The organism is Streptomyces albofaciens JCM 4342, assembly GCF_008634025.1.
Taxonomy (GTDB): domain Bacteria; phylum Actinomycetota; class Actinomycetes; order Streptomycetales; family Streptomycetaceae; genus Streptomyces; species Streptomyces albofaciens.
Genome location: NZ_PDCM01000002.1, coordinates 1,823,328 through 1,849,297, shown reverse-complemented (window position 1 = coordinate 1,849,297; position 25,970 = coordinate 1,823,328). Strand labels below are relative to the sequence as shown.

Genomic DNA, 25,970 nt, shown 5'->3' with positions numbered 1-25,970 from the left:
GGTCCCCGGCACCCGGAGCACCGGCAAGCGGGCCTGTCCGGAGGTCACCCCGCCAGGCCGGCGTCCCGGCGCATACACACCCGCGTCCACCGGTCCAGCCCCAGCTCACCCTCCCGTCGGCGGACCGCCCGCAGCCCCGGGGTCAGTTCGGCCCCGCCGAGGACACGGAAGCCGAGGCGGGCGTAGTACGGGGCGTTCCACGGCACGTCCGCGAACGTGGTCAGGGTCAGCGCCGGGAGCCCGCTGTCCCGCCACGCCCGCTCGATGAGCGCCCGGCCGAGGCCGCGGCGGGCACCGTCCGGGTGGACCGAGACCTGTTCGATGTGGGCGCAGCCGTCGACCGGCTCCCACAGCAGATACGCGAGCGGCGCGCCGTCCGCCGAGCCGTCCTCGGCGACCAGCGCCCGTCCGGCCCGCTGATGGTGAGTCAGTTCTGTCAGCGACGGCGGTTCGTCGTCCGCGATCAGGTCCATGCCCAGGGCGCGGAACGACTCCCCGGCCGCGCGCTCGATGTCGCGCAGCGCGGGGAGGTCGCCGGGGGCGGCCGGACGGATGACGGGGTCGGGGCGGGTGCCGGATGCCTTCATGGCAGCACCGTCGCAGGTCGCGCGGCGGAGGGCAGCCGGTTTTCCCGGGTCCGGCGCCGGGTCAGGCGGTACGTCCCTCCACGGCGTCCGCGTACGTACGGGCCAGTTCGGCGGCCGGGATACCCGCGGACGGGTCCGTGCCCAGCCGCTCCAGGGTCTCGCCGACCCAGCCGGGGCTGATGGCGGTCAGCCGCAGCCCACGGGGCATCTCAGGCGCCGCGGCCTGTGCGAAGGCGTCCAGCCCCGAGTTCACCAGCGCGGTGAACGCGCCGCCCGGCGTGGGCTCGTCGAACCGTCCGCCGGTGAGCACGACGGCCCCGCCGTCCTGAAGGTGGTGCAGCGCGCGCCGGGTCAGCTGCACCTGCCCGAGCAGCTTGCCGTGCAGGCCACGGGTGAACTCGGCGTCGGAGGGCTCGTCCAGCGGGACGAGCCGGCCGCTCGCCGCGCAGCAGACCACCGCGTCCGCGCCCCGCACGGCCGGGTTCTCGAACAGCGCGTCCACGGACGCCGGATCCTCCATGTCCACCCGCACCGGTCCGCGCCGCGCGGCTCGGACGACCGTGTGCCCGCGCCCCTCCAGCTCGTCGGCGACCGCGCTGCCGATGACCCCGCTCGCTCCGATGACGATCACCTTCATACGGGCCCCCGGCTCCTCGCGCGTGCGGTCGGCTGTCACAGCCGGACACAACCGCCGGAGCGGTCGTTTCCTTCCCCGGCCGGCGAGCCCCGGCCGGACGGCTCAGTGCCGTACGAGCCGGTCCGCCGAGCGGGCCGCGAAGAACAGCAGACCGGCCGTCAGCAGTACGGCCACGACGGCGACGTGCAGCGCCGACCGCGCGTCCGGTCCGTGGGCGAGGGCCGCGTTCAGGGCGAGGGCGAGTCCGGTGACCGAGACCAGGGGCCCGGCGGCGTACCAGGCGGCGAAGAGGAACGGGCCCGGGCCGCCCATCGGGGTGGCACCCCCGGCGAACAGCAGGTCCGTGCGGGCCGGGCCGCGGCAGGCGCCGAAGACCGCCGCCGCGGCGAACGGCCCCGCGCACAGCGGCATCATCAGCAGGGCCCATCCCGCGCCGGCGAGCGCGTACGGTACGGCCGCCAGCAGACCCAGCAGCGCGCCGAGCACGCCCGGCACGACGGCATGGTGCAGCATCAGCGTCCGCAGCCGGAACGGTGACCAGGCCGCCCGCCGCGCGTCGTCCGTCTCCAGGCGGGCCGGTTCGGCGAGGGCGCCGACCGCGGCGTACCCGCACAGCAGCCCCACGGCCAGGCCGAGCACGCGCCGCTCGGCGACCGGCCCGGCACCGAGGCCCACCGCCGCGCCCGCGGCGGCCGTCCAGGCGACCGCCCGCCCCAGCCGCCCCGGCATGCGCAGCAGGGCCAGCAGATCGCGCCACACCACGATCAGGTACCGGTGCGGGGGCGCCGGGAGCCGGACCCGGCGCTTGGGCGCGTCACCGCCCGCTTCCAGGACGGCCAGCTTCGCGGCCCGCAGTTCCAGGGCGAACACGCCGGACGTGACGGCCGAGGCCGTTGCCGCGCGGCCGCGCAGCTGGGCGTTGGGCACGTGCGCGGCGTCCCGGTGCGCGTACCCGGCAGCGGCGGCGGTGACAGCCGCGAGGAGTACGAGCGCGACCGGCCAGCCCGGGGCCGGGCCGCCGGTGACCGCCACCACCGGCTGCGCTGCCCAGCCCCACGGGCCGGACCACAGTTCGGCCCATTCCAGAGGCGCCCAGCGACGGCCGCCGAAGGCCAGCGCCGCCTGGCCGGCCGCGAGCGCCAGGAGCAGGGCGGCGGGCGCGGTCAGCCGCCGTACGAGACGGGCCGGTCGCGGCCTGCGCTCGACCGCCATGCCCAGCGACACGGCCAGCAGCGGCAGGCAGACCCCGGCCGGGAGCACGGCGGCCAGCGCGCCGCCGAAGGACGCCAGGCCGGTGACGTGCAGGACGACGGCCGCGGCCGACGCGGCGAGCGCCCCGGCGGCCGTCGCCAGCAGGGCGGACAGGCGGAAGGCGGGCCGCAGCACCGCGCCGCGCCGTACGGGCTGGGCCAGCAGCCAGCCCGCGGACGGTCCGGACACGACCACCGGCCCGCGCCACAGCGCGTCGCGGGCGGCGAGCACGGCCAGCGCGAGGGCCACGGCGACGAAGGCGGCCGGCAGGGTGCGCCGGAGGTCCGCGCCGAGGGTGCCGTGGTCCGCGCCGAGCTCCAGCGACCGCAGGAAGCGAAGGGTGTAGCCGCCGCCGTAGCCGAGGGCGGCGAGCACCACGCAGTACGCGAGGACGGCACGGTCGCGGCGGCGCCGGCGCTGGTGCGCGCGACGCTTCGTGCGCAGCCAGCGCAGCGTCTCGGCGGTGCGGTCGTCCTCCTGCTCGTTCCAGACGGCCGGGCCGGCGGTCTCCTCCTCCGCCGCGCGCGGCTCCGTGTCCGTAGCGCGCGCCGTCATGAGCGCACACCCAGCTTCCGCAGCACCTCCGCCGGAGCGCCCTGCTCGATCACCCGGCCGTCCTCCAGCGCGATCATGTGGTCCGCGACCTCCTCGGCCAGCTCGGCCTGGTGCGTGGCGAGCAGGACGGCCACGCCGCCCTCCTTCTCGGCGACCAGGAGGGCGGCCAGGCGCGCGCGGGCGTCGGGGTCGAGCCGCTGTTCCGGCTCGTCCAGGACGAGCAGGTCGCGCGGCCGGACCAGTGCGGCGGCCAGCAGCAGCGACTGCAACTGGCCGGAGGAGAGCGCGTTGGGCAGCGCGTCGGCGTGGTCGGCCAGCCGCCGGTCGGCGAGCACCTGGTCGATCCAGGCCGGGGCGTCGTCCACCGCGTGCGCGACCGTGACGAGTTCGAGGTGTTCGCGGACGGTGAGGTCCGGATAGCAGGCCACGCTGTCGCCGACGACCGCGACCCGCGCCCGTACCTCCGGGTCGTCCTCGGCGACCGTACGGCCCGCGAACAGCGCCCGGCCGCCGGTCGGCGCGTCCCGGCCGCACGCGATCCGCAGCAGGGTGGACTTGCCGGACCCGTTGTGCCCGAACAGCGCGGTGCAGCGGCCCGCGGCCAGGTCGTGGTCGATCGGGTGCAGGGCCTGCCGGTCGCCGTAGCGCCGGCTGACCCCGCGCAGTTGCAGCAGCGCGTCCGCGCTGTTCCTGGCCGTCATCGAGCCTCTCCGTACGCTGGTCGGGAACCCACCGACCCTAACCAGCCGGGCCCGCCCGGCCGGCCGCCGCCCCCGCCGACGGCCTCGCCGCCGTCCCTACCGCCCCGTGGCGCCGTCCCTGATCAGCTCGTCGGCCGGGTCGTTGACCGGCTGCGGGGTGCCGGTGAGGTCCATGACGAACAGCGGGAGGTGCAGGGCGTCGGCGCGGGCGCGGGCGTCGCGGGAGTAGCCCGCCAGGGAGAAGCAGACCGCGATCGCGGAATCACTGAGTCCGTTGAGCCACAGGCATTCGATCTCCCGCAGCTTGGTCGCCCGGGTCGTCGGGTCCACCTGGGCCACCACGCCGGTGCCGCGCAGGTCCACGCCGGACGCGCTGCGCTCCTGCGCCGCCGTGACGTCGGTGAAGCCGAGCCACTTCAGGTACTGGGCGGCGGCGGTGACACAGTCGCGGGCCGTACGGATGGTGACCGGGCGGAAGGCCGGGCGCAGCACCGGCGGCGCGGCGTGCGGCTCGGGCGCGTCCGCCGGCGGGCTGCCGGGCGCCCGCGGGTTCGGCGGGGGCGGATTCGGTACGGGGACGACGGGGACGCGCACCACCGTGCCGCACACACAGCCCGACTCCGGCGCCGGCCACTCGTCCAGCCGCCCGCAGGTGTCGCAGCGCACCTCCACCCAGGAGCTCTGCCACGTACGGTGCACGATCTCCACCGGCACGCCGCCGCGCAGCACCGGCAGGGTCAGCGGTGCCCCGCAGGCGCACGGGAACGTCGGCGGGGTGAAGGCGTTCTCGCGGCGGCACGTCGGGCAGCGCACCGGGACGCTGTCGGCCATGGTCGCTCCTGGCAAGTAGGTCGGCAGACAGGATTCTCCACTGCCGTCCATGATCCCCCAGCTGGCGTTGGGGGGAGGCTCACGGTGGGAGGCCGACCATACCGCAGGGATATGCGCGCGGGCCGGGCTTTTGCCCGGATCGTACGGACACCGTGAGCGGTTCCGTCCGCACCGGCGCGTAGAAGATGGTGCCGCCCGGCGGCACGGGAGTCGGGCGCGACAGGACGATCGCACCGCCGGGCGGGGTTTCGGGGGGAGTGCCGTGCCGGCCGGCCACCCCTCAGCGGACCGGCCGGCACGGGCGCGCGGGGGCCGGACCTCCCGTCGGGCCCCCGCGCCGACCGGGGGTTCAGTCCTCGCGCAGCTCGTGGACCTTCGCCTCGACGCGCTTGCCGTACTCCGGGTCGGCCGCGTGGAAGTGGGCGAGGTTCTTCTCGACCACGTCGTCCCGCGAGACCTGCGCCAGGCCGCCGGCGATGTTCGCCGCCAGGCGGTTCTTCTCGTCCTCGGACATCAGCCGGTACAGCTCGCCGGCCTGGAAGAAGTCGTCGTCCTTGGCGTGCGCCGGGGCCGCGTGGGTGCCGGTGTGGCCGGTGAGCGCGAAGGGCGCGGCCAGCGGCTGGTCCGACTGCACGGGGCCGCCGTAGGAGTTGGGCTCGTAGTTCTTGGCGTGCCGGCCGTAGGCGTTGGACGCCATCAGACCGTCCCGGCCGTAGTTGTTCGCCACGGTCGCCTTCGGCGCGTTGACCGGCAGCTGGGTGTGGTTGACGCCCAGGCGGTAGCGGTGCGCGTCGGCGTAGGCGAACAGCCGGCCCTGGAGCATCTTGTCCGGGGACGGGCCGATGCCGGGCACGAAGTTGTTGGGCGAGAACGCGGCCTGCTCGACCTCGGCGAAGACGTTGTCCGGGTTGCGGTCGAGCACCATCCGGCCGACGCGCCGCAGCGGGTAGTCGGCGTGCGGCCACACCTTCGTCAGGTCGAACGGGTTGAAGCGGTAGTCCGCCGCCTCGGCCGCCGGCATGATCTGCACGTACAGCGTCCAGGACGGGTACACGCCGCGCTCGATGGACTGCAGCAGGTCGGTCTGGTGGCTGTTGGGGTCCTTGCCCGCCAGCTCGGCGGCCTGGTCGCTGCTCAGGCAGCGGATGCCCTGGTTGGTCTTGAAGTGGTACTTGACGAAGAAGCCCTCGCCGTCGGCGTTCGTCCACTGGTACGTGTGCGAGCCGTAGCCGTTCATGTGCCGGTACGAGGCCGGGATGCCGCGGTCGCCCATCAGCCAGGTGACCTGGTGGGTGGCCTCGGGGGAGTGGGCCCAGAAGTCCCAGACGTTGTCCGGCTCCTGCTTGCCGGTGAACGGGTCGCGCTTCTGCGAGTGGATGAAGTCCGGGAACTTCAGCGGGTCCTTGATGAAGAAGACCGGGGTGTTGTTGCCGACGAGGTCGTAATTGCCCTCCTCGGTATAGAACTTGACCGCGAAGCCGCGCGGGTCACGGGCGGCGTCCGGGCCGCCGAGGCTGTCGGCGACGGTCGAGAAGCGGATGAACAGGTCGGTGCGCCGGCCGACCGCGCTCAGGAAGTCCGCGCGGGTGTAGGCGGTGACGTCGTCGGTCACCTCGAAGTACCCGTACGCGCCCGAGCCGCGGGCGTGCACCACCCGCTCCGGGATGCGCTCACGGTTGAAGCGGGCCAGCTTCTCCAGGAGGTGCTGGTCCTGGAGGAGCAGCGGGCCACCGACGCCGGCGGTGGCGGAGTTCTGGTTGTCGGCGATCGGGGCGCCGGCCTCCGTGGTGAGACGGCGCGTCGTCGTGGGCTTCGGCATGGTGACCTTCCGTACGAGAGCGCGGAAGTCGGCTTCCGCGTGATGGAGCGTATGGAGCACCCCCACCATCGTCAACACTTTGTTGAAAAGTTGCGGGGTGGTGCTGAGGAGCGGCATTCGGCCCGCTCGGAGGGTGTTCCCGGCGGCGGCGCCTGGGCGCGACAGGACAGGTGTCGGCGCCGCCGCCGGGAAGTCTTGGAGGGGTGCCGGGGCCTACGCCTCGGGTGGCACGCGCGGGGCGGCCAGCAGCAGGACCGGCCGCGCGGTGGTCACGGCTTCCTTGCGGGCCCAGATGGCCGCTGAGCGCAGGCCGCCGGGTCGTCCACCCGGTGCGCCGAGCAGCCGTACACCCGCATCAGCTTCAGCGCCTGCTCGCCGGCCCGGCCGCCGGGCCCGATCGCCGCCAGCACGAACGGCACCTCGTGTCGCACGGCGTACGCCAACGGGGCAGTGACGTACGGAAGTTCGTCGGCGCGGAGGAGTGCGACGGCCACGGTGTCCCGGTGGCCCAGGGCGTCCAGCGCCACCCGCACGCCGACCGTGACCGGCACCTGCCTGCCGGGCGGGCCGTTCCGGCCGCACACCACATAGCGGTGTGCGTGGTGCCGCGACGACCGGTGCGGGGTGCCGCAGAGCCGGCGGAGTCCGGCGTCGGTGACGATGCGCGCGTCCGCGCCGACGGCTTCGTCGATTACCTGACAGGCCGTCAAGCGGCAGTGTGGCCGGAGAGGCGTTCGACGCCGCGCAGGAGGGCGGAGTGGTCGAGGCCGCCGTCGCCCTGGGCGCGCAGGGCGGCGACCAGGGAGGCGGTCAGGTTGCCGACGGGCAGGGCGGCGCCGACGGTGCGGGCGGCGTCGGTGACGATGCCCATGTCCTTGTGGTGCAGATCGATGCGGAAGCCCGGGGTGAAGTCGCGCCGGAGGAAGTTGTCCTTCTTGCGGGCCAGCACGGTGGAGCCGGCCAGGCCTCCGTTGAGGACCTCCAGGGCGGCCCCGAGGTCGACGCCGGACTTCTCCAGGAAGACGACGGCCTCGGCGCAGGCCTGGATGTTGACGGCGACGATGAGCTGGTTGGCGGCCTTGACGGTCTGGCCGGCGCCGTGCGGCCCGCAGCGCACGATGGTGGTGCCCAGGGCCTGGAAGAGGGGGTGGGCGGCGTCGAAGTCCTCCTGGGCGCCGCCGACCATGATGGACAGCACCGCCTCGACGGCGCCGGCCTCGCCGCCGGAGACCGGCGCGTCCAGCACCCGGACGCCCTTCTCGGCCGCGGCGGCGGCCAGTTCCACGGAGGTCTGCGGGGTGATCGAGGACATGTCGATCAGCAGGGCGCCGCGGCGGGCGTTCTCCAGGATGCCGTCGGGCCCGTAGGCGACGGCCTCGACCTGCGGGGAGGCCGGCACCATGGTGATGATGACGTCCGCCCCGGCCACCGCCTCGGCGATGGAGGCGGCCGGGGTGCCGCCGGCCGCGGCCAGCCGCTCCAGTTTGTCGGCCTCCAGGGTGTATCCGGTGACCTGGTAGCCGGCCTTGAGGAGGTTTTCGGCCATGGGCGCGCCCATGATGCCCAGCCCGATCCAGGCGATCTTTGGCAGAGTGCTCATCGGTGGTGCCTTTCGTACGCGGGGTGTCAGGGGGTGGCGGGGGTGGTGGGGGCGGCGGCGCGCAGCGGGCGCGGCAGCCAGCCGAAGGCCTTCGCGCCGGGACGCTCGCCGGGCTGGTATTCCAGGCCGGTCCAGCCCCGGTAGCCGTTGTGGTGCAGGCGCTCCAGGAGGGCCTCCAGCGGCAGGGTGCCGGTGCCGGGGGCGCCGCGGCCGGGGCTGTCGGCGATCTGGACGTGCCCGGTCAGCGGGGTGTAGCGGTCGATGACCTGCTCCAGGTCCTCGCCGTTCCTGGCCAGGTGGTAGAGGTCCATCAGGAAGCGGGCGTTGTCCAGGCCGGTGGCGGCGTTGACCGCCTCGACCACCTCGATCGCCTTCGGCGCGGAGGTGATCGGGCAGCGCGGCGACTCGGGGGCGTTGAGCGCCTCGATCAGCAGCGTGGCGCCGATGCGGTGCGCGGCGCGCGCCGCCAGGGCCAGGTTCTCCAGGGCCAGCGCGTCCTGCGCGTCCGGGTCCGCCCCGTCGAGACGGTTGCCGTACAGGGCGTTGAGTGCGGTGCAGCCCAGCGACTGCGCGAAGTCGGCCGCCACCTCCACGTTCGCCCGGAAGCGCGCGGATTCCTCGCCCGGCAGGGACAGGGCGCCGCGGTCGGGGCCGGGCAGCTGCCCGGCGTAGAAGTTCAGCCCGACCAGCCGGGTGCCCGCCGCCTGTAGCGCGGCGCGCAGTGCGTCCAGCTGCCGGGGCTCGGGCACCGGGGCCTCGGGCCAGGGCCACCACAGCTCCACCGCGGTGAACCCGGCCGCGGCCGCCGCCGCCGGACGCTCCAGCAACGGCAGCTCGGTGAACAGGATCGACAGGTTGACATCGAAACGCGCGTCGGAGAAGCCCATGAGGAGTGAGCGACCTTCCGTATTGTGGAACCCTGTTTCTGCTGACTGGAACATTGCCTGCGGATCTCCTGGCCTGTCAAGAGGTGGGCCGAGGGCCGGACGGGCGTCCGCGCGGCCGTTCTCCGGGTCCGGGGAACGGTGCGGTCCGGCGGCGATACTTTGGTGGCATGGTGCGATTGCGAGTGGAATTCACGACGGAACCGTTCGATCTGGACGAAGCGCCCGCCCACGCGGTCGTGGGGCGCGAGATCATCACGGGCGCCGGGCTGGACGCCGTCGATGTCGGCCCGTTCGGCAACACCGCCGAGGGGGAGGGCGAGAAGGTGCTGTCGGCGGTGGATGCGCTGCTGCGCAAGTCCCTGGAGGCCGGCGCCACCCGGGTCTCCCTCCAGGTCAACGTGATCGCGTCGGACGAAGGGGACGCGACGTGACCGAGCCCGCCGATCACCCGTTCGTCCAGGCGGTCAAGCCGCTGGTGGACGCCATGGGTGCGGAGATGATCGCGCCGGAGCAGGCGCAGGGCGACGATGTCGTCCTGTCCTGGGAGGGGCGGGACCGGGTCGCCGTACGGCTGCCGCACCTGTCCGACTCGCTCGATCACCTCCTCGCCGAGCTCCAGCGGCGGCACGGCATGCCGCTGTCGGATCTGGACCGCCGGACCAAGCAGTCGGTGGTGCGGGTCCTGGAGGCGCGCGGCGCTTTTTCCGTACGGCACGGCGTCGAGACGGTGGCCGGCGCGCTCGGTGTCAGCCGCTTCACCATTTACAACTACCTGAACAGGAACAACGCCGCGAAGGGCGCCGACTGACCCGTAAATGGGGCCGGTTGGGCGAAGCCGTGCATGCCGCCGTCCGGGCGAACCGGACGGCGGCTTTCTTGTTGCCGAGTTTTCAACAAAGTGTTGACGTGATGTTGCCGGAGGTCTTAGCTGTTTCCAGCCAAGCAGAGCCCGCACCGCACCAGGCCACGGAGGCTACCCGTGTCTTCGAATCCGACGCCGGGCCTCGCCCGGTTCAACGCCGCGTCCGACCGTGCGGCACGAGCCGCACTGCACGAGGCGTGCACCAGCGAAGCGTGGGGCAGCCACATCCTCGCCCACCGCCCGTACGCCACCACCGAAGCCCTGTTCGCCGCCAGCGACGCCGCCATGGCCGAGCTGACCGCGGCGGACCTGGCCGAGGCGATGGCCGGGCACCCGCCCATCGGCCGGCCCACGCCGGGCGACGCGACCTCCTCGCGTGAACAGCGCGGGATGTCCGACGCCGGTGCGGACCTCAAGGCGGAGATGCTCGAACTGAACCTGGCATACCAGGAGAAGTTCGGGCACGTCTTCCTCATCTGCGCGACCGGACTGACCGGCGAGCAGCTGCGGGACGCCGCCCGTAACCGGGTGGACAACACGCCGGAACAAGAACGCGAGATCGTCCGTACCGAACTGGGCAAGATCAACCGCATCCGGCTGGGCCGCCTCGTCGAGGACGGGGCGGACCCGGCAGACGCCGCAGAAGGAGCCAGACCATGAGCAGCGAGACGGCCGCGCACGAGACATCGGTGTCCACGCACATCCTGGACACCAGCGCGGGCCGCCCCGCGGAGGGCATCGCCCTCACGCTCTCGGTACGGTCCGGACGCGACGCGGACTGGAAGGCGCACGGCGCCTCCCGGACCGACGCGGACGGGCGCTGCAAGGACCTGCCGGCCCTGCCGGCGGACACCACCCACGTACGCCTGGACTTCGCGACCGAGGCGTACCTCGCCAGCAAGGCCGAAACGGCCGACCAGCAAGCCGAGGAACAGCAGGACGCCCCCCGCGCAAGGGACAGCGGAGCTTTCTTCCCGGAGGTGGCAATCACCTTTGCCGTCGAGCCGGGCGAGCACTATCACGTACCGCTGCTGCTCAACCCGTTCGGCTACTCCGTATACCGAGGGAGCTAGCACCGACCATGACAGATTTCTCCCGCCCAGCCCGCCCGGCTTCCTCCCGCCCGGCGATTCTCGGCCAGAACCAGTACGGCAAAGCGGAGAACCGCGTCGTCAAGATCACCCGGGACGGCGACACCCACCACATCAAGGACCTGAACGTCTCGGTCGCGCTCTCCGGCGATCTCGAAGACGTCCACCTCTCCGGCTCCAACGCCCACTGCCTGCCCACCGACACGACCAAGAACACCGTGTACGCCTTCGCCAAGGAACACGGCATCGAGTCGGCCGAGCAGTTCGGCATCCACCTGGCCCGGCACTTCGTCACCAGCCAGGAGCCGATCGGGCGGGCCCGGATCCGCATCGAGGAGTACGCCTGGGAGCGCATCGAGACCTCCGAGTCCGCCGCGCGGTTCATCGGCGCCGACGAGGTCAAGCACTCCTTCGTCCGCAAGGGCCAGGAGACCCGGCTGACCCAGGTCACCTACGACGGCGAGAAGTGGCAGGTCGTCTCGGGCCTGAAGGACCTCGTCGTGATGAATTCGACGAACTCCGAGTTCTGGGGCTACATCAAGGACAAGTACACGACGCTCAAGGAGGCGTACGACCGCATCCTGGCCACCGAGGTCTCCGGCCGCTGGCGGTTCAACTGGACCGACGACGACCAGCGGATGCCCAACTGGGAACGCTCCTACGCCCAGGTCAAGAAGCACCTGCTGCACGCCTTCGCGGAAACCTACAGCCTCTCGCTCCAGCAGACCCTCTTCCAGATGGGTTCGCGCATCATCACCAACCGCGCGGAGATCGACGAGGTGCGGTTCTCGCTGCCGAACAAGCACCACTTCCTGGTGGATCTGGAGCCGTTCGGCCTGAAGAACGACACCGCCGAGGGAGCCGTCTACTACGCGGCGGACCGCCCGTACGGCCTGATAGAAGCCACTGTCCTGCGCGACGGTGTCGAAGCCGAGATCCCGACGGATCTGACCAACCTCTGACGGCTCCCGACGCAGCGCCGTGCCGCGCCGCCCCTCCCCGTCCCGCAGCGGGGAGGGGCCCCGCGAATCCTGAGGGGAAACGCCCCATGGCCGCACACCCACCGCACGCTGAGAAACACCCCGTCCCGCCGGTCCACCCGGTGGACGAGAAGCCGGCACCCAAGCGGCTCGTCCCCGCAGCGCTCCAGCACATCGCCGCCATGTACGCCGGCGTCGTCACCCCTCCGCTCATCATCGGCCAGGCCACCGGCCTGGACGCCGCGGGCCGCACCCGGCTGATCGCCGCCAGCCTGCTGATCGCCGGTCTCGCGACCCTGCTGCAGACCCTCGGCGCCGGACGGTTCGCCGGCAACCGGCTGCCGTTCGTCAACGCCGCCTCCTCGGCCGGCATCACCCCGATGCTCGCCATCGCCGAGACCACCGCCAAGGGCCACCAACTGCCCGCCATCTACGGCGCCGTGATGGTCGCCGGCGCCTTCTGCCTGGCCGTCGGCCCGTTCTTCGGCAGACTGCTGCGCTACTTCCCGCCACTGGTCACCGGCGTCGTCATCACCCTCATCGGCGTCACCCTGATGCCGGTACCCGTCGGCTGGGCGCAGGGCGGCGACAAGGAGGCCGCCGACTTCGGGTCCATGAAGTACCTGGCGCTGGCCGCCTTCACCCTCGTGGTGATCCTGCTGATCCAGCGCTTCACCCGGGGCTTCGTCAAGCAGATCGCCCTGCTGCTGGGCCTGGTCGCCGGCACCCTCGCGGCGGTGCCGTTCGGCATGGCGAGCTTCGACGCGCTGCGCCAGGCGCCCGTCGTCGCGCTGCCCACGCCCTTCGCCTTCGGCGCGCCGGAGTTCCAGCCCGCCGCCGTACTGTCCCTGTGCATCGTCATGCTGGTCCTGATGACCGAGTCCGCCGCCGGAATGCTCGCCCTCGGCGAGATCTGCGAACGGCGGACGACCGGGCGGACCATCATCCGGGGGCTGCGCACCGACGGCATCGCCACCCTCCTCGGACCCGTCTTCGGCGGCTTCCCCACCAGCGCCTTCGCGCAGAACGTCGGCGTCGTCTCGCTGACCCGGGTGCGCAGCCGGTACGTCGTCGCCGTCGCGGGCGCCGCCCTCCTGGTCCTCGGCGCCTTCCCGGTCCTCGGCGCGGTGGTCAACCTCGTACCGATGCCCGTCCTCGGCGGCGCCGGCATCGTGCTGTTCGGCTCGATCGCGGTCAGCGGCATCCGTACGCTGTCCGAGGCCGGCCTCGACGACAGCTCCAACATCATCCTCGTGGCCGTGTCGCTGGGCGCGGGCATCATCCCGCTCGCCGCCCCGCGGTTCTACGAGGACTTCCCCGCCTGGGCGCAGACCGTGCTCGGCTCCGGCATCAGCGCCGGCGCGCTCGTCGCGGTCCTGCTCAACCTGTTCTTCCACCATCTCGGCACCCGGAGCACCAAGGGGGCAGCGGTACTGTCAGCCGCCTCGCCCGGCTCCGGCACTCAAATCTCCTAGGGCCCTGCCGTGCCCTCCCCTCATGAGAAAGCAAGAGGAAGCACCATGGCAGCACCGGCAGCCTCTGACAGCACGGCGACGCGGCGCATCGTCATCGAGAACTGCGCCGTCGCGACCGTCGACGCCGACGGCACCGAATACGCCTCCGGCCACCTCGTCGTCGCCGGAAACCGCATCGAGTCGGTGGGCGCGGGCCGGGCCCCCGAGGGCCTGGAGAACGTCGTCCGCCGTATCGACGGCACGGGCCATCTCGTCACCCCCGGGCTGGTCAACACCCATCACCACTTCTACCAGTGGATCACCCGCGGGCTGGCCACCGACCACAACCTCTTCAACTGGCTGGTGGCCCTGTACCCGATCTGGGCCCGCATCGACGCGCCGATGCTCGCCGCGGCCACCCAGGGCTCGCTGGCCATGATGGTCAAGGGCGGCGTCACCACCGCCTCCGACCACCACTACGTCTTCCCGCGGGGCTCCGGCGACCTGGTCGGCGCCGAGCTGGCCGCGGCCCGCGAGATCGGCGCCCGGATCACCCTGGCCCGCGGGTCGATGGACCGCAGCGTCAAGGACGGCGGGCTGCCGCCGGACTTCGCCGTCGAGACCACCGAGGGCGCGCTGAAAGCCACCGAAGAGGCCATCGACACCCACCACGACGCCTCCTTCGGCTCCATGGTGCACATCGCCGTGGCCCCCTGCTCCCCGTTCTCCATATCCACCGAACTCCTGCGTCAGGGCGCCGAGCTGGCCCGCCGCAAGGGTGTGCGGATGCACACCCACGGCTCGGAGACGGTCGAGGAGGAGAAGTTCTGCCACGAGCTGTTCGGCATGGGCCCGACCGACTACTTCGAGTCCACCGGCTGGCTCGGCGAGGACGTGTGGATGGCGCACTGCGTCCACATGAACGACTCCGACATCGACGCCTTCGCCCGGACGCGGACCGGCGTCGCGCACTGCCCGTCCTCCAACGCGCGGCTCGCCGCCGGCATCGCCCGGGTGCCCGACATGCTCGCCGCGGGCGTACCGGTCGGCCTCGGCGTGGACGGCACCGCATCCAACGAGAGCGGCGAACTCCACACCGAACTGCGCAACGCGCTGCTGATCAACCGGCTCGGCGCGCACCGGGAAGCCGCCCTGGACGCGCGCAAGGCGCTGCGCCTGGGCACCTACGGCGGAGCCCAGGTCCTCGGCCGGACCGCCGAGATCGGCTCCCTGGAGGCCGGGAAGCTGGCCGACCTGGTGCTGTGGAAGCTGGACGGGCTGGCCCACTCCACCATCGCCGACCCGGTCACGGCCCTGGTGTTCGGGGCCGCGGCGCCGGTCACCCTCTCCCTGGTCAACGGCGAGCCGGTGGTCGAGGACGGCCGGCTGACCACCGTCGACGAGGAGGCCGTCGCCCGTACCGCGCGGGCCGAGGCCCGGCGCCTGGCCCGGATCGCCGCCGAGGGCTGATCCCCGCCCGGCGGCACCCCGAGAACTCGGCCGGGGGGACGGCCCCGGCCGGGAGCTTGTGGATCCGAGCGGGGTCCACAAGCGCCGGAACCCGGGGGCACGGAGGTCGCTCCGTGCCCCCGGCCCGGTAATGCTGCGCGTTGTCACCCCCTCCTCATCACCCCCCGCATCACTCCCGCTCTTGTCACCCCCGCTTTTGTCACCCCGCTTCACGTGACGACCCGTCACCCCCTCGTACGCGCCACGAGCGCGGACCGCTGCTCCACCGCACCCGACGCACCTCCGTGACAGCCTCGCGCCGCCGCCCCCTCGCGGCGCAGAAATCGAAGGAGGCCCGCAGTGGCCGCAACCCCAGGGCGGACGGCGCAGGGCGACCGCAAGCACCCGGTCGACGAGACCCTGCCGCCCTTCAAGATGTTCACCAGCGGCCTGCAGCACGTGGCCGCGATGTACGCGGGCGTGGTGGCCCCGCCGATGATCGTCGGCCCGGCCTGCGGGCTCGACCCGACCGAGACCGCCTTCCTGATGGGCGCCAGTCTCTTCACCGCCGGCCTCGCCACCCTGCTGCAGACCCTCGGCTTCTGGAAGATCGGCGCCAAGCTGCCGTTCGTCAACGGCGTCTCGTTCGCCGGGGTCACCCCGATGGTCGCCATCGGCAAGGCCCAGAGCCCCGGCGACGCGCTGCCCGTCATCTTCGGCGCGGTGATCGTCGCCGGAGTGCTCGGCTTCCTGCTCGCGCCCTACTTCTCCAAACTGGTGCGGTTCTTCCCGCCGGTGGTCACCGGCACCGTCATCACCCTGATCGGCGTGTCACTGCTGCCCGTCGCCTTCAACTGGTCGCAGGGCGGCAACGCCCAGGCGCCCGACTACGGTTCCCTGACCAACATCGGCATGGCGGCGCTCACCTTCGTCGTCGTGCTCGTCCTGCGCCGGGTGCTGCGCGGCTTCCTCCAGCAGATATCCATCCTGCTCGGCCTGGTCGCGGGCACGCTGATCGCGATACCCGTGGGCATCACGCACTTCGGGGCGATCACCGAGGCGGCCCCGGTCGGCTTCCCGACGCCGTTCCACTTCGGCGCCCCGCAGTTCGACATCGCCGCGATCGTCTCCATGTGCATTGTCATGCTGGTCTGCATGACCGAGTCCACCGCCGACATGCTCGCCCTCGGCAAGATCGTGGACCGGCCGGCCGACGAGCGCACCATCGAGGGCGGCCTGCGCGCCGACACCCTCGGCACCGCCCTCAGCCCGCTCTTCAACGGCTTCGCCAACAGCGCCTTCGCGCAGAACATCGGCCTGGTCGCGATGACCCGGGTGCGCAGCCGGTTCGTCGTCGCCACCGGCGGCCTGATCCTGATCGTGCTGGGCCTGTGCCCGGTCGCCGCCTCGGTGATCTCGCTGGTCCCGCTGCCGGTCCTGGGCGGCGCGGGCATCGTGCTGTTCGGGTCGGTCGCCGCCAGCGGCATCCAGACCCTGGCCTCCGCCGCGATGGACAAGGGCGAGAACGCGCTGATCGTCGCGGCGTCGGTGGGCATCGGCCTGATCCCCATCGCGGCCCCGCGGTTCTACCACGACTTCCCCAAGGACATGCTGGTCGTCCTGGACTCCGGCATCAGCACCGGCTGCATCGTCGCCATCCTGCTCAACCTGGCCTTCAACCACTTCGGAAAGCGGCGCGGCGAACCGCCGCTGGAGGTGATTCCGCGGCAGCCGGAGCGCGGGGCCCCGGACGCGCGGGCGGCCGGGGCGCACTGATCCGCCGTACGGTCCCGGCGCGCTCGTCCGGACACGCCGACGGCCCGTACCGCGCCGGGATTCCGGTACGGTACGGGCCGCCGCGCCGCTCGGCCGGTGCGTGACTCAGCCGATGTGGTACGAGTCCCCGTACACCTTCCAGTCCAGCGGCGGGTTCAGGTTCAGGTTGCCCTTCTTGAGGAAGACGCGCTGCGCGGTGTCCACGCGGCTGGTGTCGCTGTGCGCCTCCTCCTGCTTCATCGCCCACACCCGGGCGTCCAGGAAGGCGTCGAGGTACGTCTTCTCGTCGCCGCCCTGGGCCGGGGTCTTGGCCTTGGCCATGGCGCGCTTGCGGATGTTGGAGAAGCTGGTCTTGTCGCTGCCGTCACCGTGCATGACGATCGCGTCGTAGTACGCGAACTGGCCCAGCACGCCGATCTTGTCGGCCTTGCCCTGCTTGACGGCCGGGTTGAAGTACACCCGGTCCCGCTCGTCGTTCTGCGCCTTCTGGAAGTCCTTGTCCTGGGCGGCCTTCTTCCAGTCCTTCTCGAAGGCGGAGCCCAGGCCGGCGTGCGAGTCGCTGCCGTTGACCTTGCGCAGCGCGGGCAGGTACTTCGCCAGGACGTTGCCGGGCTTGCGCTGGGTGTACAGCTCGACCAGGTCCAGCATGTCGCCCGTGCCGGAACAGAAGCCGATGATGCCGGCGGTGTAGCCGCGGCCGTCCTTGATGTCCTCGATGTAGCCGTACTGCTTCTTCCAGTCCAGCGAGGAGTTCTCGGCGCTGGAGACCAGCTGCATGGCGATCTCCTTCTTCGCCGGGTCGTCCAGGCCGGCCGCGGCCTTGGCGGTGACGTGGGCCGCGACGGGCGCCTGGCCGGTGGCGGCGACCGCGGTACCGGCGACGGCGGTCGCCGGTACGGCGAGCAGGACCAGACCGAGGGTCAGACCGGTGGCGGGCTTGCGGATCGCCTTGCCTATGGAACGGGCACGCATGGTGGTCCTCCAGTGGGGAGCGGGCCGGGTGGCCGTGGTGCGGTGCGGGATCCCAATCGTTAGGAACCTTTCCTATCAGACTCCGGAGGCGACCGGAACCCGCCGAATCGCGCCAATCACTGGCGCATCAGGCGGGGTTGACCGCGCCGCCGCCGGCTGCCGGCCGCCAGACGTACGGCACGGTCGTGGCGGCGCTGACCAGGCCCAGCCGGTTGAGGACGGGGCGGCTGGTCTCCAGCGCGTCGACCTGTACGTAACGGAACCCGCGCGCGAGGGCGAGCGCCGCCCGGTGTGCGACCAGAGCGCGGTAGACGCCCTTGCCGCGCCAGTTGGGCAGGGTCGAGCCACCCCACAGGGAGGCGAAGTCGGTGCCCCGGTGGAAGCGCGCCCAGGCCGCCGAGACCACCTCACCCGCCAGCGACTCCGCCACGGTCACCACGCAGGCGTCACCGTCCCGGCCCGCCGCCATCTCCTCCAGGGCCGGTGCCAGCCAGCCGCGGTCGTCGGCCCAGACGGTTTCGGCCAGTTCTGCGATACGGTCGAAGTCCGCGCGGTCGGTGACATCGCGCAGCCGTACGCCTTCGGGGAGCGGCGGGCCCCCGGGCGGTCCGGCGACGTCCGCCGCCTCCCCGATGACGACCGTCTCCCGCTCGCCCGGCCTGAACCCGCCAGCGGTCAGTCGGTCCGGCAGGTCGGCGGGCAGGTCATGGCCGTGGTACTTCCACTCGACCGGCAGGCCGCGGGCCGCGAAGTGCTCGCGCTGGGCGGCGATGAAGGCGTCCAGCGCCTCCCCGTCCAGCCCGCCGAGGTCGCGGTAGAGGATCAGTCCGCCCTGGCGGGGGAGCGTGCTGCGCAGCACGGGCCCGACCCGCTCGGTGTCCGGCGCGCCGGGCGCGAACCCGCGGGTCCTCAGCTGTGCGTCGTACGCCGCGCGGTAGCCGGCGGCCCGTTCTCGCTCGGTGTCTGGTGTCGTCACCGGCGTCACTCCACCACAGGCCGGTGACCTGGGCCATCGAATTCGGCCGCGGCGTGGCGCGGCGGCATCACGGCGCGGCGGGCGGCTCCGGGGCGCCGGGCGGTGCTGTCGCGGCTCCGAGCAGTCCGGCGAGCAGTTCCGCGATGCCCGGCCCGGGGTCGAAATCCTCCACGGGGAAGGCGAGTTGGTGGAAGGCGATGCCGTCCAGGTAGTCGAGGAGGATCTCGCAGTGCCGCCGGGGCGCCGGTGAGCCGAAGCGCCGCAGCCACTCCGTGCCCCATCCGACGACGGCCTCGCGCCCCCGGGTCAGCGGCGGGCGCAGCTCGGGGCGGGCCGAGGCCTCCAGGAAGAGGGCGTAGCGGGCGGCGGTCCTGGCGCGCCCGGGGCCGGTCGCGTACCGGACGAACCGTGTCACGGCGGCCGCCAGCTCCGGTACGTCGGCGGGCGCGGCCTGCCGCGCGAACTCCTCCCAGTCGCGGCGTTCCAGCGCCTCCAGGTGGCCGACGATGCCGTCGATCAGCGCGGCGCGGTTGCGGAAGTAGTTGGACGTGGTGCCGGACGGCACGCCCGCGGCGGCGTCCACCGCCTGGTACGTCAGCCGCCGCGGCCCCGCCGCGCCCAGCACCTCGACCGCCGCGTCCAGGACCTCGTCCCGCCGTCGTGCCACCCTGCGCACCTCTCGATACTAAATTTGTAGTGCCGATTTACTATGAACATAGTAGCGTGCGGACATGGAGCTGACACCACGCACGGCGGCCGTCGTCGGCGGCGGCATCGGCGGGCTCGCCACCGCCCTTCACCTGCGCGCCGGAGGCTGGTCGGTCGATGTCTTCGAACGCGCCCGGACCCTCCCCGCGGCCGGCACCGCCCTCGGTCTGTGGCCCGGCGCCCTGGCCGCCCTGGACGTGCTCGGCGTCGGCGAACGCGTCCGGGACACGAGCCGGCCGCAGACCACCGGCGCCTTCCTGCGCCCCGACGGCGGCCGCATCGCGGCCCTCGACGTCGCCGCCCTCCAGCGGCGCACCGGCGATGTGGTCCGCCTGATCTCCCGTCCCGAACTGCTCGCCGTCCTGTACGAGGCGAACGGCGGCGCGGTCACCTTCGGCAGGCCGGCCGAGGACGTCCGGGCGCTGGAGGACGCGTACGACGTGGTGATCGCCGCCGACGGCCTCAACAGCGCCGCGCGCCGCACTCTGTTCGGCCCCCGCCACCGTGCCCGGTACGTCGGCGCGTCGTCCTGGCGCGGCACGGTGGACGGCGACACCGGTGCCGTCACCGAGACCTGGGGCGAAGGGTTGCGGTTCGGCATCACGCCCACCACGGGCGGGCGCACCAACTGGTTCGCCTGTGCCGTCGCCCCCGAAGGGCAGCGCGACCCGGGACGCGAAGTCGCCGCCCTGCGCGCCCGGTTCGGCCACTGGCACACCGGCGTACGGCACGTTCTGGAGCAGCTCACCGAGCCCGAGGTGCTGCGCCTGGACCTCTACCACCTCGATCCGCCGCTGCCCTCGTACGTCAGGGGCCGGACCGCGCTCCTCGGCGACGCGGCCCACGCCATGACCCCCGACCTCGGGCGCGGCGCGTGCGAAGCGCTCGTGGACGCGGTGGTGTTGGCGCGGTCCCTGCGGGCGTCGTCCGGGGTGGCGGCGGCCCTGCGGGCGTACGACGCCGAGCGGCGGGCGGTGACCCAGCGGCTGGCGCGTACGGCGCGGCTGATGAACCGGATGGCGCGTGTCCGGCGGCTGACGGGTGTGCGGAACGCCGCCATGCGGGCCGCGGTGACGTGGGGCGGTCCGCCGGCCTGACGGGCGGTCTGTACCAGAGTGCTGGTGTTTGGGCCGATATGCTGCGTCGGCACCTGAACAACAGTCAAGTGAGCGCCCGGCGCCACGGAGAGGGGTTCCGCGGTGGACCCGAACGCCCAGCAGCCGCCCGCCCAGCAGCCGCCCGACCGGCAACCGGACGATGAGCCGCCGCCCGACGGCGCCCCGCGCCCCGCCGGACCTCCGCCGGCCGGCGCGGACACGCCCGGCGGCGGAACGGCGCCCGCCGAAGGGGACGCGCCCGCCGACGGTGACCCGCCGGGCCCCCGGCGCCGGTTCACCTTCCCCAGTGCCCTGACCGTCCTGGTCGTCGTCACCCTCGCGGTCTGGGCGCTGGCCTTCGTGATCCCGTCCGGAAGTTACGACCGTAACAAGTCCGGGGCCCCGCTCCAGGGCACCTACCACCGCACGTCCTCCGGCCAGTCCTTCGCCGACCGGCTGGGCGACCTCTTCCTGTCGCCGGTCAACGGCCTGTACGGCGTGCAGGACGCGAAGACCGGGCAGGTCGGCCCGACGATGGCGGGCGAACTGTACGGCAGCGCGGGCGTGTTCCTCTTCGTGCTGGCCATCGGCGCGTTCATCACGGTCGTCTTCGCCACCGGCGCCCTGGACCGCGGCATCGGCCGGCTGGCCCACCGCCTCCGGCACCGCGGCGCGCTGCTGATCGCCGGTGTGATGGCCGTCTTCTCGCTGCTCGGCACGGTGGAGGGGTTCGCCGAGGAGACGCTCGGCTTCTACGGCCTGGTCGTGCCCCTGATGCTCGCGCTCGGCTACGACCGGATGGTGGCCACCGCGACGATCATCCTCGGCGCCGGCATCGGCGTCCTGTGCTCGACCGTCAACCCCTTCGCCACCGGTGTCGCCTCCTCGGCCGCCGACATCTCGCTGGGCGAGGGCATCGTGCTGCGGGTGGCGATGTGGCTGGTGCTCACCGGCGTCACCATCGGCTATGTGGTCCGCTACGCGCGCCGCGTACGGGCCGACCCGGACCGCTCGCTCGTCGGCTTCCGGCCCGGGGACCGGGACCGCGCGGGGGCCGCCGAGGAGGCGGCCCACCCGCCGCCGCTGACCGGGCTGGACAAGACGGTGCTGGTGACCGTGGTGCTGGTCTTCGCCTTCATGATCTTCTCGGTGATCCCGTGGTCCGGGGTGCTCACCGGGGACGCCGACGCCGCGCCGTACGCCTTCGAACTGGGCTGGTCCTTCCCTCAGTTGGCCGCCCTGTTCCTCGCGGCCTCGGTCCTGGTCGGCCTCCTGGCGCGGATGGGCGAACAGCGGCTCAGCGCGACCTTCGTGCAGGGCGTCGCCGAGTTCGTCTCCCCGGCGCTGGTGATCGTGCTGGCCCGGGGCGTGACCACGATCATGAACAACGCGCAGATCACCGACACGGTGCTGCACGCCGTCGAGAGCGCCGTCTCGGGCGTCCCGTCGGCCCTGTTCGGCATCATGGTCTACGTCGTCAACCTGCCGCTGGCCTTCCTCATCCCCTCCACGTCCGGCCACGCCACCCTCGCCATGCCCGTGCTGGCGCCGCTGGCCGACTTCGCGGGCGTCTCGCGTGCGGTGGTCGTCACGGCGTGGCAGGCGGCCAGCGGCTGGATGAACCTGTGGGTGCCCACCACCGCCGTCATCATGGGCGGCGTCTCGCTGGCGAAGGTCGGCTACGACCGGTACCTGCGCTTCGTCTGGCCCCTGCTGGCCCTTCTCGCCGTCCTGATCTGCGGCTTCATCGGTCTGGGAGCGGTGCTGACCTGATCGGGCCCGGCCGGGCGGTCTACACGTCGGCCACCCCGCGCACCCGCAGCCCGGCGATTTCGGTACGGGGCGGCCGGTCGCCCGTCAGCAGCAGGGTGGTGATGCGGTCGGCCGGTCCGGCGGTGAAGTGCACGGCCCCGCCGTCGAGCGGTACGACGGTGCCGCCCGCATCCAGCGGAACACCGATGAGTGTGCCGAGCCAGGCGGCGGCGCCGCGCGGATCGGGCGTCTCGACGAGGAAGCCCGCGAGGTCGAAGGCGCCGCGGTTGATCCGGCCGGACGCCTCGTGCTCCCGGCGGAGCGCGGGGTCGATCCGGCAGGTGATGAAGAACGGGGCCCAGGGCGGCGTGTCATCGTCCGTCAGCATCGCTTCCCGGAAGGTCACGCGTCCTTCCTGGAAGGAGAAGTCGTGCAGATCCACCCGGTGCCCGGCCCGGCGCAGCCGCTCGGCGGTGGCCGCGGTGTCCGTGACGTGCACCGCGAAGTTCAGCGGACCGCCGCCCGCCGCCACCAGCGCGTCGATGCGGGGCTGCCACCCGGCCGTCGCGCGCCCGAACGGGGAGGGCGCGTAGGCCGCGCGGTCCACGACGGTCAGGATCTCGACGTACCGGTCGTCCAGCCGCCAGGCGCCGTTCTGGAACCCCTCGTGCACCGGGTTCGTGTGCGCGGGCAGCCCGGCCGCCGTGTACTCCCGCACGGCCGCGGCGACGTCCGGCACGCAGTGCAGGAGGTGGTCGAAGCGGGGTGCTTCCGTCGGACGGAGACCGGGCGTCCGGGTCGGCTGTGCGGTGGTCATGGTCACCCTCCCCAAGTTGAGTTAGGCAAGCCTAACCGACAAGGGGTGCGGGGTCCGTGCGTTGGCACGGACCCCGCGGGCCGGGCGGCCCGTCAGTCCAGCAGCTCGTAGGCCGGCAGGGTCAGGAACGCCGCGTAGTCGGTGTCCAGTGAGACCTTCAGCAGGAGGTCGTGGGCCTGCTGCCAGGCGCCGGCGGCGAACGCCTCGTCGCCGATCTCGGCGCGGACGGCGGCCAGTTCGGTGTCGGCGATCTTGCGGACGAGGTCCGCGGTGGCCTTCTCGCCGTTCTCGAACACGACGCCCGCGTCCACCCACTGCCAGATCTGCGAGCGGGAGATCTCGGCGGTGGCCGCGTCCTCCATGAGGCCGAAGATGGCGACCGCGCCGAGGCCGCGCAGCCACGCCTCGATGTAGCGCGTGCCGACCCGGACCGCGTCCACCAGGCCCTGGTAGGTGGGCCGGGCGTCCAGGGAGTCGATGGCGATGAGGTCGGCGGCCGCGACCGACACGTCCTCGCGCAGCCGGTCCTTCTGGTGCGGCTTGTCGCCGAGCACCGCGTCGAAGGAGGCGCGGGCGACCGGGACCAGGTCGGGGTGGGCGACCCAGGAGCCGTCGAAGCCGTCCCCGGCCTCGCGGTCCTTGTCCGCGCGGACCTTGGCCAGCGCCCGCTCGTTGGCCTCCGGGTCACGGCGGTTGGGGATGAACGCCGCCATGCCGCCGATCGCGTGCGCGCCGCGCTTGTGGCAGGTGCGCACGAGGAGTTCGGTGTACGCGCGCATGAACGGCGCCGTCATGGTCACCGCGTTGCGGTCCGGCAGCACGAACTTCTCGCCGCCGTCGCGGAAGTTCTTCACGATGGAGAACAGGTAGTCCCAGCGGCCCGCGTTCAGCCCCGAGGCGTGGTCGCGCAGCTCGTAGAGGATCTCCTCCATCTCGTACGCGGCGGTGATGGTCTCGATGAGGACGGTGGCGCGGACGGTGCCCTGCGCGATGCCGACGTAGTCCTGCGCGAAGACGAAGATCTCGTTCCAGAGGCGGGCCTCCAGGTGCGACTCGGTCTTCGGCAGGTAGAAGTACGGGCCCTTGCCGAGGTCCAGCAGGCGCTGGGCGTTGTGGAAGAAGTACAGGCCGAAGTCGACCAGCGCGCCGGGGACCGGCCTGCCGTCGAGCTGGAGGTGGCGCTCGTCGAGGTGCCAGCCGCGCGGGCGCACCACGACCGTCGCCAGTTCCTCGGCGGGCCTGAGGGCGTAGGACTTGCCGCTCCCGGGGTCGGTGAAGTCGATCCGGCGCTCGTAGGCGTCGATCAGGTTCACCTGGCCGCCGATGACGTTTTCCCAGGTGGGGGCGGAGGCGTCCTCGAAGTCGGCGAGCCACACCCGGGCGCCGGAGTTGAGCGCGTTGACGGTCATCTTGCGGTCGGTGGGACCGGTGATCTCCACCCGGCGGTCGTCGAGCGGTGCCGGCGCGGGGGCCACCCGCCAGCTGTCGTCGGCGCGGATGTGCGCGGTCTCCGGCAGGAAGTCCAGGGTGGAGGTCCGGGCGATCTCGGCGCGGCGCGCGTCGCGGCGGGCGAGCAGTTCGTCGCGGCGTGGGGTGAACCGGCGGTGGAGTTCGGCGACGAAGGCCAGCGCGGCCTGCGTGAGGATCTCGTCCTGGCGGGCGGGCGCCTTGCCGGGGTCGACGTCGACGATGGCCAGCGGGGACGGCGCTGGTGCGGACATGAGCTGTCACTCCATTCAGCGGCGGTGCCCGGGCGGCCGTCGGGGCGCGGAGGCGGCACGGGGTGCCACGGGCCGTAGCCGGCGGTCGCGGGCGCCGTCTGGGGGTCAGGGCGCTTCTGGTCAGTGGAGACTAGTTTCCTTATCGCGGAACTTCAATGGTTTGTTGATGTCGAGATTCTCTCCGTCGACACAAGCGGCGACCGGATGACTCCGAGTGCCACCACGGTCACCACCCCTCGCCTTCCCGGGGCGCGCCGGGCGACGCCAGGCGGAACAGGTCCCGCGGGGTGTCGATGTCGTAGGGCTCGGCCACATCGGCGCACTCGACGAGCGTGAGCGCGTCCTCGTGCTCCTTCAGGTACGCGCGGGCCCCGCGGTCCCCGGCCGCCCCGGCCGCCACCGCCGCCCACCGCCCGGCCCCGAACAGCACCGGATGCCCGCGCTTCCCGCCGTACGCGGCCGCCGCCAGGCCGGCCCCGTCCTCGTACGCGGCGATCACCCGCGCCACCGCCGCCGCGCCGATGCCCGGCTGGTCCACCAGGGAGACCAGCGCCGCGCCCGCCCCGGAGTCCGCCAGGGCGGTCAGTCCGACGCGCAGCGAGGAGCCCATGCCGAGCGCCCAGTCCGGGTTCTCGGCCGTCGCGTACGCCGAGAGGTCCGCCCGCTCCCGTACGGCGTCGGCCGCCGCGCCCAGGACGACGAGCACCGGATCGCAGCCGCCCTCCCGCAGCGCCCGGGCCGCGTGCTCGACCAGTGGCCGGCCGCGGAAATCCAGCAGGGCCTTGGGGCGGCCGCCCAGCCGCCGCCCGCCGCCCGCGGCGAGCAGCAGCCCGGCGACCGGGCGGCGGACAGCGGGGGAATCCGGGGCGGGAGATGTGGTGTGTGCCATGGGGTCTGCATACCTCATCGCCGGGTGCGGCGGGCAGCAGCGCGGGGTCGGTCGTGGCGGCGGGAAGCGGGGACAGGCTGAGGGCGCTACCGCACGCAGGCGCCGCGCGCGCGTAGGAATTCGGTGATCCTGATTTCGCTCTCCGTATGGCGCTCGCCGCACAGGGTGGCGTTAACTGGCCCGCATCGCGGAGCGGGGTCAACGGCCTTGGAGGGTGCCGTCGTTGTGGAGCAGAGGCAGAAGCACAGGCGAGTCGCAGGAGCCGGAGACGAGTCATGGGCCGTCGCCCTGCGCGGCGCGGTGGCCCGGCTGCGCAGAGAACTGGCTCTGCTTCCGGCGGAGTTGGCCGACCGTACGGCAGCCGACGACGAACTGGCCGCGCTGTACGCCATGGTGAGCGCGGGCAGCCCGGACGTGTCCCGGCTGCGCCGCTCACTGCTGCTGATAACGGGCGCGGTCGGCTCGGTCAGCGCGCTGGCGCCCGCGCTGACGGACGTACGGGAGCTGATCGGCCTGTATGGAGACCTGCCGCGCCACTACTGAGCCCCGGCCGTACGA

The 25,970-nt window shown here is 72.9% G+C and carries 26 protein-coding genes; 11 read left to right on the top strand and 15 right to left on the bottom strand.

Annotated features, from left to right (window positions below; all coding sequences use genetic code 11):
* Positions 1-44: 44 nt before the first annotated feature.
* From CP973_RS28310 to CP973_RS28270, 9 genes are all read right to left on the bottom strand, one after another.
* Complete coding sequence (locus tag CP973_RS28310; RefSeq protein ID WP_150246745.1) at positions 45-587, bottom strand: GNAT family N-acetyltransferase; 543 nt, start codon at positions 585-587, stop codon at positions 45-47.
* 61 nt (positions 588-648) lie between these two features.
* The gene (locus tag CP973_RS28305) at positions 649-1,224 is read right to left on the bottom strand and encodes a short chain dehydrogenase (protein ID WP_150246744.1); all 576 of its coding nucleotides are present in this window, start codon (positions 1,222-1,224) and stop codon (positions 649-651) included.
* Between the two features lie 102 nt (positions 1,225-1,326).
* A complete protein-coding gene (locus CP973_RS28300) occupies positions 1,327-3,030 on the bottom strand; it encodes a DUF6297 family protein (RefSeq protein WP_150246743.1) in 1,704 nt (567 codons plus the stop codon).
* Positions 3,027-3,731: an ABC transporter ATP-binding protein gene (locus CP973_RS28295; RefSeq protein ID WP_150246742.1), complete on the bottom strand. Its 705-nt coding sequence runs from the start codon at positions 3,729-3,731 to the stop codon at positions 3,027-3,029. The genes CP973_RS28300 and CP973_RS28295 overlap by 4 nt, the downstream gene beginning before the upstream one ends.
* 96 nt (positions 3,732-3,827) lie before the next feature.
* Complete coding sequence (locus tag CP973_RS28290; protein WP_150246741.1) at positions 3,828-4,562, bottom strand: hypothetical protein; 735 nt, start codon at positions 4,560-4,562, stop codon at positions 3,828-3,830.
* 349 nt (positions 4,563-4,911) lie between these two features.
* Positions 4,912-6,381, bottom strand: a complete 1,470-nt coding sequence (locus CP973_RS28285) for a catalase (protein ID WP_150246740.1) — start codon at positions 6,379-6,381, stop codon at positions 4,912-4,914.
* A 269-nt stretch (positions 6,382-6,650) separates the two neighbouring features.
* On the bottom strand, positions 6,651-7,091 hold the full coding sequence (locus tag CP973_RS28280; RefSeq protein ID WP_150246739.1) for a thiamine pyrophosphate-dependent enzyme: 441 nt from the start codon (positions 7,089-7,091) through the stop codon (positions 6,651-6,653).
* Complete coding sequence (locus CP973_RS28275; RefSeq protein WP_150246738.1) at positions 7,088-7,981, bottom strand: 2-hydroxy-3-oxopropionate reductase; 894 nt, start codon at positions 7,979-7,981, stop codon at positions 7,088-7,090. Before CP973_RS28275 ends, CP973_RS28280 begins: the two co-directional genes overlap by 4 nt.
* A 26-nt stretch (positions 7,982-8,007) precedes the next feature.
* Entirely contained in the window at positions 8,008-8,868 is an 861-nt protein-coding gene (locus CP973_RS28270) for a TIM barrel protein (RefSeq protein WP_150246737.1), read from the bottom strand.
* A gap of 170 nt (positions 8,869-9,038) precedes the next feature.
* Here CP973_RS28270 and CP973_RS28265 point away from each other — a divergent pair, with 170 nt between their 5' ends.
* From CP973_RS28265 to CP973_RS28230, 8 genes are all read left to right on the top strand, one after another.
* Positions 9,039-9,299 carry a YkoF family thiamine-binding protein gene (locus CP973_RS28265; protein WP_150250373.1) on the top strand — a complete coding sequence of 87 codons (261 nt, stop codon included), beginning with the start codon at positions 9,039-9,041 and terminating at the stop codon, positions 9,297-9,299.
* Complete coding sequence (locus tag CP973_RS28260) at positions 9,296-9,676, top strand: helix-turn-helix domain-containing protein (RefSeq protein WP_150246736.1); 381 nt, start codon at positions 9,296-9,298, stop codon at positions 9,674-9,676. The genes CP973_RS28265 and CP973_RS28260 overlap by 4 nt, the downstream gene beginning before the upstream one ends.
* Positions 9,677-9,847: 171 nt before the next feature.
* A complete protein-coding gene (gene uraD, locus CP973_RS28255) occupies positions 9,848-10,390 on the top strand; it encodes a 2-oxo-4-hydroxy-4-carboxy-5-ureidoimidazoline decarboxylase (RefSeq protein ID WP_150246735.1) in 543 nt (180 codons plus the stop codon).
* Positions 10,387-10,803 (top strand): hydroxyisourate hydrolase, encoded by a 417-nt coding sequence (gene uraH, locus CP973_RS28250; RefSeq protein ID WP_150246734.1) that lies wholly within the window; start codon positions 10,387-10,389, stop codon positions 10,801-10,803. The genes uraD and uraH overlap by 4 nt, the downstream gene beginning before the upstream one ends.
* 8 nt (positions 10,804-10,811) lie before the next feature.
* The gene (gene pucL, locus CP973_RS28245) at positions 10,812-11,783 is read left to right on the top strand and encodes a factor-independent urate hydroxylase (protein WP_150246733.1); all 972 of its coding nucleotides are present in this window, start codon (positions 10,812-10,814) and stop codon (positions 11,781-11,783) included.
* 86 nt (positions 11,784-11,869) lie between these two features.
* Complete coding sequence (locus tag CP973_RS28240) at positions 11,870-13,276, top strand: nucleobase:cation symporter-2 family protein (RefSeq protein ID WP_208853319.1); 1,407 nt, start codon at positions 11,870-11,872, stop codon at positions 13,274-13,276.
* A gap of 45 nt (positions 13,277-13,321) precedes the next feature.
* Positions 13,322-14,725, top strand: coding sequence for an 8-oxoguanine deaminase (locus tag CP973_RS28235; protein WP_150246732.1), 1,404 nt, complete (start codon positions 13,322-13,324; stop codon positions 14,723-14,725).
* Between the two features lie 339 nt (positions 14,726-15,064).
* Complete coding sequence (locus tag CP973_RS28230) at positions 15,065-16,480, top strand: nucleobase:cation symporter-2 family protein (RefSeq protein ID WP_150246731.1); 1,416 nt, start codon at positions 15,065-15,067, stop codon at positions 16,478-16,480.
* A gap of 105 nt (positions 16,481-16,585) precedes the next feature.
* Here CP973_RS28230 and CP973_RS28225 read toward each other — a convergent pair whose 3' ends face one another.
* The 3 genes from CP973_RS28225 to CP973_RS28215 form a co-directional block, all read right to left on the bottom strand.
* Positions 16,586-17,452 carry a chitosanase gene (locus CP973_RS28225; protein WP_150246730.1) on the bottom strand — a complete coding sequence of 289 codons (867 nt, stop codon included), beginning with the start codon at positions 17,450-17,452 and terminating at the stop codon, positions 16,586-16,588.
* Positions 17,453-17,579: 127 nt separating this feature from the next.
* Complete coding sequence (locus CP973_RS28220) at positions 17,580-18,428, bottom strand: GNAT family N-acetyltransferase (protein WP_150246729.1); 849 nt, start codon at positions 18,426-18,428, stop codon at positions 17,580-17,582.
* A gap of 67 nt (positions 18,429-18,495) precedes the next feature.
* Positions 18,496-19,095: a TetR/AcrR family transcriptional regulator gene (locus tag CP973_RS28215; protein ID WP_150246728.1), complete on the bottom strand. Its 600-nt coding sequence runs from the start codon at positions 19,093-19,095 to the stop codon at positions 18,496-18,498.
* A gap of 64 nt (positions 19,096-19,159) precedes the next feature.
* On the opposite strand from CP973_RS28215, the gene CP973_RS28210 reads away from it, so the two are divergent.
* Together CP973_RS28210 and CP973_RS28205 are read left to right on the top strand one after the other, a co-directional pair.
* Positions 19,160-20,233, top strand: coding sequence for an FAD-dependent monooxygenase (locus tag CP973_RS28210; RefSeq protein WP_150246727.1), 1,074 nt, complete (start codon positions 19,160-19,162; stop codon positions 20,231-20,233).
* Positions 20,234-20,545: 312 nt separating this feature from the next.
* Entirely contained in the window at positions 20,546-22,006 is a 1,461-nt protein-coding gene (locus CP973_RS28205; protein WP_244410270.1) for a YfcC family protein, read from the top strand.
* Positions 22,007-22,025: 19 nt separating this feature from the next.
* Here the strand turns inward: CP973_RS28205 and CP973_RS28200 are convergent, their stop codons facing one another.
* From CP973_RS28200 to CP973_RS28190, 3 genes are all read right to left on the bottom strand, one after another.
* Positions 22,026-22,802: a VOC family protein gene (locus tag CP973_RS28200; protein ID WP_150246725.1), complete on the bottom strand. Its 777-nt coding sequence runs from the start codon at positions 22,800-22,802 to the stop codon at positions 22,026-22,028.
* A gap of 92 nt (positions 22,803-22,894) precedes the next feature.
* On the bottom strand, positions 22,895-24,523 hold the full coding sequence (gene aceB, locus CP973_RS28195; protein WP_150246724.1) for a malate synthase A: 1,629 nt from the start codon (positions 24,521-24,523) through the stop codon (positions 22,895-22,897).
* A gap of 226 nt (positions 24,524-24,749) precedes the next feature.
* Positions 24,750-25,412, bottom strand: a complete 663-nt coding sequence (locus tag CP973_RS28190; RefSeq protein ID WP_150246723.1) for a nucleotidyltransferase family protein — start codon at positions 25,410-25,412, stop codon at positions 24,750-24,752.
* Positions 25,413-25,637: 225 nt separating this feature from the next.
* Between CP973_RS28190 and CP973_RS28185 the strand changes: the two genes are divergently transcribed.
* A complete protein-coding gene (locus CP973_RS28185) occupies positions 25,638-25,955 on the top strand; it encodes a DUF5955 family protein (RefSeq protein WP_167538534.1) in 318 nt (105 codons plus the stop codon).
* Positions 25,956-25,970: the final 15 nt, after the last annotated feature.